Source organism: Paenibacillus sp. CF384 (assembly GCF_900106745.1).
In the GTDB taxonomy this organism is placed as follows: Bacteria; Bacillota; Bacilli; order Paenibacillales; family Paenibacillaceae; genus Paenibacillus_Z.
Map to the genome: position 1 here is coordinate 213,266 of NZ_FNNV01000002.1, position 11,569 is coordinate 224,834.

General features: G+C 51.1%; 10 protein-coding genes. 3 read left to right on the forward strand and 7 right to left on the reverse strand.

Going from position 1 to position 11,569, the window contains the following annotated elements:
- Positions 1 to 2: 2 nt before the first annotated feature.
- Entirely contained in the window at positions 3 to 1,352 is a 1,350-nt protein-coding gene (locus BLW29_RS06640; protein WP_090977523.1) for a glucose-6-phosphate isomerase, read from the reverse strand.
- A 157-nt stretch (positions 1,353 to 1,509) separates the two neighbouring features.
- On the opposite strand from BLW29_RS06640, the gene BLW29_RS06645 reads away from it, so the two are divergent.
- Complete coding sequence (locus BLW29_RS06645) at positions 1,510 to 2,814, forward strand: NAD(P)-binding domain-containing protein (RefSeq protein WP_090977525.1); 1,305 nt, start codon at positions 1,510 to 1,512, stop codon at positions 2,812 to 2,814.
- Between the two features lie 83 nt (positions 2,815 to 2,897).
- On the opposite strand, the gene BLW29_RS06650 is transcribed toward BLW29_RS06645, so the two are convergent.
- From BLW29_RS06650 to BLW29_RS06665, 4 genes are all read right to left on the reverse strand, one after another.
- Complete coding sequence (locus BLW29_RS06650; protein WP_090977527.1) at positions 2,898 to 3,215, reverse strand: pyrimidine/purine nucleoside phosphorylase; 318 nt, start codon at positions 3,213 to 3,215, stop codon at positions 2,898 to 2,900.
- A gap of 111 nt (positions 3,216 to 3,326) precedes the next feature.
- Positions 3,327 to 5,342, reverse strand: coding sequence for a transketolase (gene tkt / locus BLW29_RS06655; RefSeq protein ID WP_090977529.1), 2,016 nt, complete (start codon positions 5,340 to 5,342; stop codon positions 3,327 to 3,329).
- A 274-nt stretch (positions 5,343 to 5,616) separates the two neighbouring features.
- Entirely contained in the window at positions 5,617 to 6,516 is a 900-nt protein-coding gene (gene purU / locus BLW29_RS06660; RefSeq protein WP_090977531.1) for a formyltetrahydrofolate deformylase, read from the reverse strand.
- A 49-nt stretch (positions 6,517 to 6,565) separates the two neighbouring features.
- Complete coding sequence (locus BLW29_RS06665) at positions 6,566 to 7,693, reverse strand: deoxyribonuclease IV (protein WP_090977533.1); 1,128 nt, start codon at positions 7,691 to 7,693, stop codon at positions 6,566 to 6,568.
- A 251-nt stretch (positions 7,694 to 7,944) separates the two neighbouring features.
- On the opposite strand from BLW29_RS06665, the gene BLW29_RS06670 reads away from it, so the two are divergent.
- Together BLW29_RS06670 and BLW29_RS06675 are read left to right on the forward strand one after the other, a co-directional pair.
- On the forward strand, positions 7,945 to 8,376 hold the full coding sequence (locus BLW29_RS06670; protein ID WP_090977535.1) for a DUF2621 family protein: 432 nt from the start codon (positions 7,945 to 7,947) through the stop codon (positions 8,374 to 8,376).
- A gap of 76 nt (positions 8,377 to 8,452) precedes the next feature.
- Complete coding sequence (locus tag BLW29_RS06675; protein WP_090977537.1) at positions 8,453 to 9,352, forward strand: TIGR01777 family oxidoreductase; 900 nt, start codon at positions 8,453 to 8,455, stop codon at positions 9,350 to 9,352.
- A 64-nt stretch (positions 9,353 to 9,416) separates the two neighbouring features.
- Here the strand turns inward: BLW29_RS06675 and BLW29_RS06680 are convergent, their stop codons facing one another.
- Both BLW29_RS06680 and BLW29_RS06685 read right to left on the reverse strand, forming a co-directional pair.
- On the reverse strand, positions 9,417 to 11,015 hold the full coding sequence (locus BLW29_RS06680; RefSeq protein ID WP_090977538.1) for a DUF6382 domain-containing protein: 1,599 nt from the start codon (positions 11,013 to 11,015) through the stop codon (positions 9,417 to 9,419).
- Positions 11,016 to 11,032: 17 nt separating this feature from the next.
- Positions 11,033 to 11,566, reverse strand: coding sequence for an A24 family peptidase (locus BLW29_RS06685; protein ID WP_090977539.1), 534 nt, complete (start codon positions 11,564 to 11,566; stop codon positions 11,033 to 11,035).
- Positions 11,567 to 11,569: the final 3 nt, after the last annotated feature.

Genomic DNA, 11,569 nt, shown 5'->3' on the forward strand with positions numbered 1-11,569 from the left:
GCTTACAGGCGAGCTTCCAGCTCAGCCTTCTCTTTCTCATAGCCCGGTTTGCCAAGCAGGGCAAACATGTTCTTCTTATACGCTTCGACGCCCGGTTGATCGAACGGATTGACGCCCAGCAGGTAGCCGCTGATGCCGCACGCGATTTCGAAGAAATACACCAGGTAACCGAATGTGTAAGGCTTCATGTCGGCGATGTTGACAACAAAGTTAGGTACTTGACCGTCTGTATGTGCAAGAAGCGTGCCTTCGAAGGCTTTCTTGTTTACGAAATCCATCGTTTTGCCGGTCAAGAAGTTAAGCCCGTCCAGGTCTCCTGAATCATGACCGATCGTAATTTGTTCCGCTACGTTCTTCACTTGGATGACCGTTTCGAAGATGTTACGGTTACCTTCTTGAATGAATTGACCCATGGAGTGCAAGTCAGTCGAGAAATCTACGGCAGCCGGGAAAATCCCTTTGAAGTCTTTGCCTTCGCTCTCGCCGTACAGTTGTTTCCACCACTCCGACACGAAGTGAAGCGCAGGCTCGTAGTTTACGAGAATTTCCGTTGCTTTGCCTTTACGGTAGAGGGCGTTACGCGCTGCCGCGTATTGGTACGCTTCATTCTCGGCAAGCACTGGGCTGCTGTAGGCTTGCTGCGCATCCGCTGCGCCTTTCATCATCTCTTCGATATTGATGCCTGCAGCTGCGATTGGCAGCAAACCAACCGCTGTCAGCACGGAATAACGTCCGCCTACATCATCCGGGATGATAAAGGACTCGTAGCCTTCTTCCGTTGCCAGCTTCTTCAGTGCACCTTTCTCGCGATCTGTTGTCGCATAGATACGTGTGCGAGCTTCCGCTTTGCCATACTTAGCTTCCAATGCTTCGCGGAATACGCGGAATGCGATTGCCGGCTCAGTAGTTGTACCGGACTTGGAGATCACGTTGATCGACCAGTCGCGGCCTTCCAGCAATTGAAGCAAATGCGTTACGTATGTAGAGCTGATGTTGTTGCCTGCGAACAAAATTTGCGGCGTCTTGCGCTGTTCTTTCGGCTGCAGGTTATAGAAAGAGTGCGACAGCATTTCAATTGCAGCGCGAGCGCCCAGGTAAGAGCCGCCGATGCCGATAACGATCAGCACCTCGGAATCCGATCCGATCTTCGCAGCTGCTTTCTGAATGCGGGAAAACTCTTCTTTATCGTAATTCGTCGGCAGGTTGATCCAGCCCAGATAATCCGAGCCTGCGCCTGTACCTTCGCGAAGCTGGTCATGTGCAGCACGTACTTGCCCTGCCAGATTATCGATCTCATGCTGGCCGATGAACGACAATGCCTTGCTATAATCAAACTGAACTGCTTTACTCATTCGTATTAAACCTCCCACAAATTATCCTGCTTACAACTAGCATAAGGATAATGGATTTGTTAGGTAAAAACAAGCGATTGAGGGGGCCAATACTTCTTCCGGGTTTTTGTGATAAAATGGAATCACATAAAATCCGCTTTCGAGGAGATGAACATTCATGTTCAAAATTGCATTTATCGGCCTAGGCGTCATGGGCGAGCCTATGGCTGCCAATTTGCTCCGCAAAGGGTATTCCGTTACTGTATTTAACCGTACGCCGGGCAAAGCGGACAAGCTTCTCGAGCTTGGTGCGGATGAAGTTTCATCGCCGGCAGCAGCAGCGCGCGTATCGGATCTGATTATTACGATGATCAGCAACGATGACGCGATTCGTGAAGTCTACTACGGTGAGAACGGCCTGCTCGGCGCTATGATGCCGGGAACGATTGTCATCGACAGCAGTACGATATCTCCGGCTTTGGCACGCCAACTACATACGGATGTTTCAGCTAAATTCGGCGACTTCCTCGATGCCCCGGTTACAGGAAGCAAGCCTGCTGCAGAGAGCGGTTCCCTTGTCTTCATGGTTGGCGGCGATATTGAAGTCACCCACAAGGTACACGACGTCTTGAACGCGATGGGACGCAAAGTCATTCCGATGGGTCCGGGCGGAAGCGGTTCAACTGCTAAGCTGGCTCATAATACGATTGTCGGCATCAACGTTGCCGCCCTGCTTGAAGGGATGGCCATAGCCGCAAGCGGCGGCATCGACGCCAAGTCGTTCCTGGAGCTCGTTCAATCCGGCGGAGCAGCGAGCAAGATGGCCGAGCTTAAAGCGCCGAAGCTGCTGGAACGCGATTTCAGCGTGCAGTTCTCGCTCGCGCTCATGCTGAAGGATCTGCGCCTTGCTTCTTCGCTCTCCGATGAGCTGAAGACGCCAACGCCGATTCTGGAAACGGTAAAGAGCCTCTATCAAGTCGGTGATGCGATGGGTCTTGGTGAGCTCGATCTCTCCGCGCTCGCTCACGGCTATGAGCAATGGATCAACAAACGGATTACGACGCACAACGATGTTGAAGAAATCGTTGCAGCCACTTCGGAAGCACCGACTGCTGTCCAAGTATCCGATACCGGGCAGAACCGTCGCCGGGCTGAACGTCTTGCACTGAATGTACCGCTGAAGCTCTCTGTCTATCAATGGGCTCAAGAAGGTTCGTTCTCCGGTCAACTGATTGATGGGACGCTTTGCGATATCTCCGAAAGCGGACTTCAAATTTCGTCCAACTTCCCGCTGGAGTGCGATATGTTCGTCGTCATCCACTTCCCTCAGGATTCGGAGCTTCCTCCGGTAACCGGACGCATAATTCGCATTGAAACCAATGGCAGTCGCTTCCGTTACGGCTGCTTGCTGGCAGGACTCGCTCCCTATCAGCGTTTGCAGCTGGAAGCTTATATTAAGAAACAACGCATTACGGCTGACTAATCGACTTTTTAACGTACAAAAAGCTGCCCCACTCTCCTTGGATCATGTCCAAAGCGAGCGGGGCAGCTTTTCTTTTAGTAAGACTATTCTTGAATATAAGAGCAGATATAATCCGTAACCGTTGTTACTTGAAGCTTAAACTTTGCATGTGCCGGAACCGTAAACTCGCCTTCGCCGGAGATGCTGATCCATTCGGAATCGCCTGGCAGCAGCACTTTCAAATCGCCTGCCACGATTTCCATGATTTCCTTCACGTCCGTACCGAATTCATACTCGCCTGGCATCATGATGCCGAGCGTTTTCTTCGTTCCATCCGCGAACAGCACCGTGCGGCTTGTTACTTTACCATCGAAGTATACATTAGCTTTCTTGACGATTGACACATTCTCGAACTGAGACATTCGGCATTAGCTCCTTTGGGGTATACGCTTAGAATGAGGATAGAAAAGCAGGGCTTCCTGCCGCGCTACAAGAGGCGGCTTTCAGCCCCGCAGTGTATTAGCTACTACAAACTACAGCAAACCTTTTACCTTGCTTACAACATTCTCAACCGTGAAGCCGTACTCTGCAATTACGCGATCGCCTTTTGCGGAAGCACCGAAGGTATTGATACCCAGTACCTCACCGCCGTCGCCCACATAACGCTCCCAACCGAATGGTGAACCCATTTCGATGGCAAGACGAGCTTTAACACTCGGAAGAATAACGGATTCTTTGTAAGCCTTAGGCTGGCGCTCGAACAGATCGAAGCTTGGCATGCTGATGACACGAACTTGAATGCCTTCTGCTGCAAGTGCTTTCTGAGCTGCAACCGCAAGCTGCACTTCGGAACCGGTGGCAATCAACTGAGCTTGAGGCTTGCCGTCAGCCGCATCGGAAACGACATATGCGCCCTTCGCGATGCCTTCGCGAGCTTGTTCATTGGTACCTTCAAGCACCGGCAGGTTCTGACGAGTCAGAACAAGCGCAACCGGCTGATCCGCTTTGGAAATCGCATAAGCCCATGCTGCCGAAGTTTCGTTCGCATCCGCAGGACGCAATACAGTCAATTGCGGAATGATGCGCAGGGAAGCGATTTGCTCAATCGGCTCATGCGTAGGACCGTCTTCACCAACTGCGATACTGTCATGCGTCAGTACATAGACAACCGGCAATTTCATCAGCGCGGACAGACGTACTGCCGGACGCAGGTAATCCGTGAATACGAAGAACGTAGCGCCGAATGATTTAACGCCGCCATGCAAGGTCATACCGTTGATAGCTGCTGCCATTGCAAACTCACGTACGCCGAAGTAGACGTTGCGGCCTTCGTAGCTGCCTGGTTTAAATACAGGCACACCTTTCAGGTGAGTCATTGTGGAGCTCTCCAGGTCAGCAGAGCCGCCGATTAGGTTTGGAACGTTCTTCGCAAGTCCGTTAAGCGCGTTACCGGAAGCTACGCGAGTCGAAAGTGCTTTGTCTGCAGGTGTGTATGCAGGCAGATCCTTGTCCCAGCCTTCTGGCAGGTTGCCGCTGATTGCCGTTTCGAATTGTGCTGCCAGCTCAGGGTTAGCCGCTTTATAAGTTGCATACATAGCATCCCATGCTGCATTGGCTTTCTCGCCGTTTGCTTTCACTTCCGCGAAGTGTGCGGCAACTTCTGCCGGCACGTGGAAAGCTTCGTTCTCCCAGCCGTAGAATTGTTTCGTCAGGACAGTCTCGTCAGCGCCAAGCGGGCTGCCGTGCGTACCTAAATGACCGCCTTTGCCGCCTTTGTTCGGGCTGCCGTAACCGATTGTCGTTTTCACTTCAATCAGTGTCGGTTTGCTTGTATCCGCTTGTCCAGCAGCTACTGCTTTAGCAAGTGCGTTCAGATCATTACCGTCTTCTACGCGAATGACTTGCCAGCCGTAAGCTTCGAAACGGCCTTGTACGTTCTCGGAGAACGACAGGTTCAGCTCGCCGTCGAGCGAGATATCGTTTGAATCGTATAGGACAACCAGTTTGCCAAGTTTCAGGTGAGCTGCGAGCGAAGCTGCTTCACTTGCAACGCCTTCCATCAAGTCGCCGTCGCCGCAGATTGCGAATGTATAGTGGTCGATCACGTTCAGATCTTGTTTATTGTAAGTTGCGCCAAGATGAGCTTCAGCCATCGCCATACCGACTGCCATTGCAATCCCTTGTCCAAGCGGACCGGTTGTTGCATCTACGCCGGCTGTGTGACCGAACTCGGGGTGACCCGGAGTCTTGGAGCCCCATTGACGGAAGTTTTGCAGTTCTTCGATTGGAAGGTCATAACCTGTCAGGTGCAGCAGGCTGTAAAGCAGCATGGAACCATGACCCGCAGAAAGTACGAAACGATCGCGGTTGATCCATGTTGGGTTGGACGGATTGTGGTTCATTGTCTTCGCAAACAATTGATACCCCATCGGAGCCGCTCCCATAGGCATGCCCGGGTGGCCGGAATTGGCTTTCTCAATCGAATCGATCGCTAGTGTGCGGATCGTGTCAATGGAAAGCTGGTCGATGGATTTCTGTGTTACTGTCATTACGTAAACTCCTCCTAAATCCGAATAGGCTTGCATCGAAGTGAAACGGCTTTCGCATCCTTGGAAGGCGCGGCCCGTTTCATGTCATACGCTCTCTTTAATTAAATAGGCGGTATACCCGCACTGGCTTTGAAATATTGTACCATTACCACTGCGCCTTTTCCATCCTTAATGCGTTACTGCGCTAAAAATCGACATAAAAATGGCGCGTTCACACGGAGAATTCCGCGAAAACGCGCCATTGCTGTCAGCTGGATGCTGACGTTGGCTTCAATTAATTGAATACGACCGTCTTGTTCTTGTGCACAAGAATCCGGTCTTCCACATGCCACTTTACCGCACGCGCAAGTACAACACGTTCAATCGTACGTCCGATGCGTTTCAGGTTGTCCACTTCATCACGGTGGCTGACGCGCTGTACATCCTGCTCGATGATCGGTCCGCCGTCTAGTTCTTCGGTTACGTAATGCGCTGTAGCTCCGATGATCTTCACGCCGCGCGTATACGCTTGGGCATAAGGTTTGCCGCCAACGAAGGCAGGCAAGAAGGAATGATGAATGTTAATAATCCGATTCGGGAACTGCTCGATGAATTTAGGCGAAATAATTTGCATATAACGTGCCAGTACGATCAGATCTGCTTTATCGGACACAAGCTCCATCTGCTTCTTCTCCGCTTCGGCTTTCGTGTCAGCCGTAACCGGAACGTGGTGGAACGGGATACCGAACGATTCCACGAGCGCTTTCATGTCCGGATGATTACTGATTACCATGGCAATATCCGCTTCCAGATCACCTGCTTGCCACTGCCACAGCAGCTCCAGCAAGCAGTGATCTTCTTTGGAAACGAAGATAGCCAGACGTTTCTTGCGGCTCGCGCGGAACGTATGCCATTTCATCTCGAAGCGATCTGCCACGCGGGCAAAATCCTCCTGGAGGACCGGCAGCTCGGCGTCCAGATCGCTCAGATCAAATTCAAAACGGATAAAGAACATGCCGCCGCCGGGATCCATGGAATACTGGTCGGACTGCACGATATTCGCGCCATGCTCGTACAAGAAGTGCGAGACGGCCGCTACAATTCCGGACCGATCCGGGCAAGAGATGAGCATAGTCGCGCGATTGCGCTTATCCGGGCGCTGCGAGGACGGTCCGGGCTGATAGATGTTTTGCATAATAGACAAGTCTTCCTTCCGTCAACGAGTAGAGTAGCTATAGGTCAGCTTATGCGTTCACAAGTAGCGTTTTGCCCGCGAACCAAGCCGTAATCCGCTGATTAATGGCTTCTTCCGAGAGCTCTGGCAGAATGCGATGCTCGGCTACAAGATCATACAAACGATCCATCGGCTCGCGAGGATCGGCTTTCTTCGCTTTCGCGTCGTTCTTCAGCACATCCCACACGGACAGCACGTAGCCGCGGTGGTTAATGTCCTGTTTATTGAAGAAATGGTGCAGACGCTCCACATCCTCCAAGAACTCGCTGCCAAAGCGTGTATGTGCATCGCCGCGAAGCAAAGCAATTTCCGCTTCGTACATCGGACGCTGCGTTTTATCTTCTTGACCGATCCATGGCGTCTCAAGGATAAACGGACGTCCTTTGAGCGCTTCATGATGAACGATATTGCGAATTGCATCATGCCCGATCCAGCCGGCACCGATCGGTGCATGACGGTCTTTACCCGCTCCGCGCGGATTTTTACTGTCATTGACATGGACAACAGCGACACGGTTAAGGCCGACAATGCGATCAAACTCAGTCAGTACGCCATCGATATCATCGACGATGTCATAACCGGCATCATGCATGTGGCATGTATCCATACAAACGGTAAGTCGATCATTGGAGGCTACTTTGTCAATTATGGATGCAAGTTCATCGAAGCTGCGGCCGATTTCAGTGCCTTTCCCTGCCATCGTTTCAAGCGCGATATTCACGTTTGTTTCTTTTGTGCCGTTCAACACTTCATTCAAGCCTTCCGCGATGCGAGCAATTCCATACTCCGCATCCTTGTCGGTGAAAGCACCCGGATGAAGCACGATATTGCGTACGCCGATCGCGTCTGTACGGCGAATTTCTTCCTGAAGGAAGCGGACCGCCAATTCGAACGTATCGTCTTTGTAAGAACCGAGGTTTACGATGTAAGGGGCATGAACGACGATCTCGTCGATTCCCGCCTTGCCCATTGCGTCTCTGCCATCAGGAATATATAAATCTTCAATCGGTTTACGCCGTGTGTTCTGCGGTGCTCCGGTGTAAATCATGAATGTGCTTGATCCGTAGGATACGGCTTCGTTCGCTGCTGTTAGCAGACCTTTATCGGAAAATGATACGTGGGATCCGATCTTTAACATGGACTCATTCGCTCCTTTCGTTACAAGGCGGGACTACTAGGTGTCCTGTTCCTCGCAAACGCTTGTCCTTCCTATTTTACAAGGAATACGCCAATAAATCTAGGTGTGTGACCGTAAGGAAAGTTTGGATGCTGTCGTATCGGGCCGGAAATGCCTTGTCGGTTGCGGGAGATAGACGTCATCGCTTATAATGGAAACAATTTGTTACGCATAATTCGTATATCTGAGTTGGCTCGAGGTGAATTAATCGAATGGCACCGAATTGGTTTATGTATTTTATCGTGTTTTGGGCAGTTGTGATGATTGTCTTTATGTCGATCGGCGGCTTTTTTATGTTTCGTAAATTCCTTAAAGTGCTCCCGATGCGGGATGGCAAATCGAAGCTCGATTGGCAGAACTATTGGGTAGAGCGCAGCCGCGGCATGTGGCCCGAGGATTCCAAGAGTTTTCTGGATCAGCTTGTCTCTCCTGTGCCAAGTGCGTTTCGGGACATTGCCAAACATTCCATTGCAGCCAAAATCGCTCAAGTAGCCGTTGAAGGCGGCGCTTCGGAAGTGTCGCGCAATCACTGTATCGAAGGTTATATTCGGGCAACGCCTAAGCGGGATTACCGCAGCTTGGTTTCGTTTCTGGAGAAGGAACAGATCGACTACTCCGCCTATACACATTTACTTAACAAATAAGCCGCCCGCTTGGGCGGCTTTTGCAGTATTATTGAAGCAATTGGATGCTCTGAATGGATGCTAAGGAGGTCTCTGTATGAAGGTAGCGGTTACCGGAGGAACGGGATATGTAGGAGCTATGCTTGTCGATGCACTGCTGCAGCGAGGAGATGAAGTATGGATTATCTCTAGGTCTGAGAAACAGATGAGCCCGAATCCAAAGCTGCATACGATCACTTGGTCCAAACTGGCCGAGTCTCCGGTGAAGCTGGAAGGGATCGACGCCATCGTCAATTTAGCAGGTGAATCCATCAGTCGCCGCTGGACCAAAGAAGGCAAATCCGCAATATTGCATTCGAGACTAAATGCAGCGCGCGCGATCGGCAGAGTCGTAGAAGCCCTTCAGCGCAAGCCGTCCGTCGTCATAAATGCATCGGGCATCTCCATCTACGGGACCGATGGCAGTAAAGTCAGCGATGAGCGGAGCCCTGCTCACATTACGGATTTCCTCGCTTCTGTCGTTGAGAAGTGGGAAGCCGCTGCAGATCGCATTGAGGTTCAACGCCTTGTAAAGCTGCGAATCGGACTAGTGCTTGGCATGAAAGGCGGAGCCTTTCCGAAGATGCTTCTGCCCTATCGGTTAATGGCAGGCGGAAGAATGGGAAGCGGCAAACAGTGGATCCCCTGGATTCACGAGGACGATATGATTCGACTGATCCTATTCTGCCTCGATGAGCTGGAAATAAATGGACCCGTCAATGCATGTGCACCAGAGCCGGTAACGAACAATGAGTTTGGAAGAGCAATCGGCAAGGCCATGAGAAGACCGCATTGGTTTCCGGTGCCGGCATTCGTACTCAAAGCCGTCCTCGGCGAGCTCTCCTTCCTGCTGCTCGAAGGCTCAAGAGCGGTCCCGCGGAAGTCTATGGAGTTAGGGTTCGAGTTCCGCTACGATACTGTTCAAGAAGCGCTGCGTCAGTTATTAGCCCGGAAGTAACAGGTTCCTTAACTGGTCGGCCTTACAGCTCACTCCTCAAGAATCTTACGATAGGGCCACTCCTTCATCCTGCTTGTTGTGCAGGACTGGAGGGTACGCCTGATCGGAATTTATATCGTGGCCCGCTATCACCGGCCAGCTGTATCGAATCGTGATCATTTAGCGGATAGGCTTTGTATGGAATCATCGTGACTCCGTTAAGGGTACTACCGTTTCGAGAGCCCATATCTTTCACTGACCAGCTGCCTTGCTTCACACTTACTTCCAGATGGGCTCTGGAAATTCCTGAAGACACATCCACGTGATCCACGCCCTCACTCACTCGGCCGATTACAAACTGACTCTGTTCCAGTCTGACTATCACCGTCGACTCTCCTTCTACCATGCGTTCGAGATACGGGGCACGCTTAGCAGCTCCGCTTGGCGACTCTGGATTCTGATTGAGCAACACTGTTGCATCATTAGGCAATGACTCCGGAGATGCTGTCTGTCCGCTGTGTGATAGTGGTGTGAATGCAATTGCGTTTGACTGAACTGCAGGTTGAACATTGTCCTCTATGAATTCTTCTTGGTATGACTTCAGCTGCCTTTGAACGTGGATAGGCATGGAATTAGGTACGAATCCATCTTCGACAGGCCATGCCTGCCTCTCATTCCAACCAATGCCCTCTTCTTCCTTACTCGTGCCTGAACTCATCCTTCGATTCACAATGAGTCCTCCCGCTGCTGTCATGAGCGTCAATCCACAGCAAATCAGCAGATTGCTTTGAGATGGGGAGGGCAAATAGAGAAAGCGCCAAATGAGCGCGGCAATTATCAGTCCTCCCGCTCCTAATATCCAGCCCGTCTTCTTTAAGGAAGTGGGTTGCTCTTGGACCGGCAGTTCCGTTAGTGGAAGCTCAACTCCCCTATCCTGTTGATTGAGGTCACTTCCTTCTTCCCTTCGAACTGCACTTGGAGCTCTCGGCGGCACTGACTCATTCTTCCATACGAACGAAGATTGGGTAGATAAAGGAGCAGCCACTTTATCTACCGGCTTTATTGCATGATCCGGCTTTCCGGGCGATTCGTTTGTTGACTCTCTGTACTCATTTCCAAGAAGGGCAAGAAGGGACCGTCTGAGCTGCCCCCAAGCCTCACATTCCCCTCTTAAATGCTGGAAAATGTGCTGCAAACCCACTCCATCGGGCTCGACGATATAACCAACCCAGCGAATCGCCATAGCAAGTACCGCCTCACTTGCTGAGGATACAATGCTTGTATCTTGAAGTGGCACGTACACAAGCTCGACATCCTCCCAATGTTCACCGATATAGATGTACTGCTCATGAAGCATAAAGCCTTCTTCTCGAAGCATGTATTGTTTACAATCATCCAGCGTTTCCACGATAGCGAGCAGCAGGGCATAGAATTGAATCATCGTCAGTGGCTGAGTTTGCATGCGATGAAGCAAGATCCGTTTGCCGTTAATGCGATACCGCAAGGTTATCTTCCCGTCAATATCAACCCATTCCACAGCCAGCAATTTCGGAATTCGCTGGCTATGCAGCATCTTCATTTCGATTGGATCAAGCTGCTCCCTCGAAATGCCGGATTCCAAATCTACGATCATTTCAAGTCCATGCTTCATCGTGAAATCAACCCTTAATTCTTTAATCACCATCAACGTCGCTCTCCTTTCTATCCGTTGAACGGCCACTCACGCATGAAGCAGCAGGTCGTAATGGCCCCTGGCACCACTGCGATCATGAACGGGAATCGTAAACCATTCTTCTTCAGTGTCATGAAGCCATCTGTATGCAGGTTTCGAGGCAAGGCAAACAGTGAAACCGCAAATGCCACAATTCGCTTTGCAAAGGTTTGATTCAGGACCAGGAGCACGATACCAAACAGCCCTCCGTACAAAATGGAATACATCAGGACCTGCATCGACAAGGCTGCCCCAACAATCGCACCAAGTGCTCCGAACAGCTTTACATCCCCCGCTCCTATTCCCTTCAGCATATACAAGGCAATCAGAGGCAGTACTCCCGCTAGTACACCTATAACCGAGAAAATCACTCCGCTCAAACCTTCGCTGCTCAAATGATAAATGAGTCCGGAAGCGAAGAAGGTTAGTGTCAACTTGTTCGGAATGCGCATCGCTCGCACATCACAGACAAAAGCAATTCCAAGCAGCAGTGCTGCTAAACCGAGCTCGATATGAGCCATCATCCG

Bases quoted from the DNA above. Each gene is read 5' to 3' on its own strand.
- BLW29_RS06645 (WP_090977525.1), top strand. From the start codon at position 1,510: ATGTTCAAAATTGCATTTATCGGCCTAGGCGTCATGGGCGAGCCTATG.
- BLW29_RS06685 (WP_090977539.1), bottom strand. From the start codon at position 11,566: ATGATGGCTCATATCGAGCTCGGTTTAGCAGCACTGCTGCTTGGAATT.
- BLW29_RS06665 (WP_090977533.1), bottom strand. From the start codon at position 7,693: ATGTTAAAGATCGGATCCCACGTATCATTTTCCGATAAAGGTCTGCTA.
- tkt (WP_090977529.1), bottom strand. From the start codon at position 5,342: ATGACAGTAACACAGAAATCCATCGACCAGCTTTCCATTGACACGATC.
- BLW29_RS06680 (WP_090977538.1), bottom strand. From the start codon at position 11,015: ATGGTGATTAAAGAATTAAGGGTTGATTTCACGATGAAGCATGGACTT.
- BLW29_RS06640 (WP_090977523.1), bottom strand. From the start codon at position 1,352: ATGAGTAAAGCAGTTCAGTTTGATTATAGCAAGGCATTGTCGTTCATC.
- BLW29_RS06650 (WP_090977527.1), bottom strand. From the start codon at position 3,215: ATGTCTCAGTTCGAGAATGTGTCAATCGTCAAGAAAGCTAATGTATAC.
- purU (WP_090977531.1), bottom strand. From the start codon at position 6,516: ATGCAAAACATCTATCAGCCCGGACCGTCCTCGCAGCGCCCGGATAAG.
- BLW29_RS06670 (WP_090977535.1), top strand. From the start codon at position 7,945: ATGGCACCGAATTGGTTTATGTATTTTATCGTGTTTTGGGCAGTTGTG.
- BLW29_RS06675 (WP_090977537.1), top strand. From the start codon at position 8,453: ATGAAGGTAGCGGTTACCGGAGGAACGGGATATGTAGGAGCTATGCTT.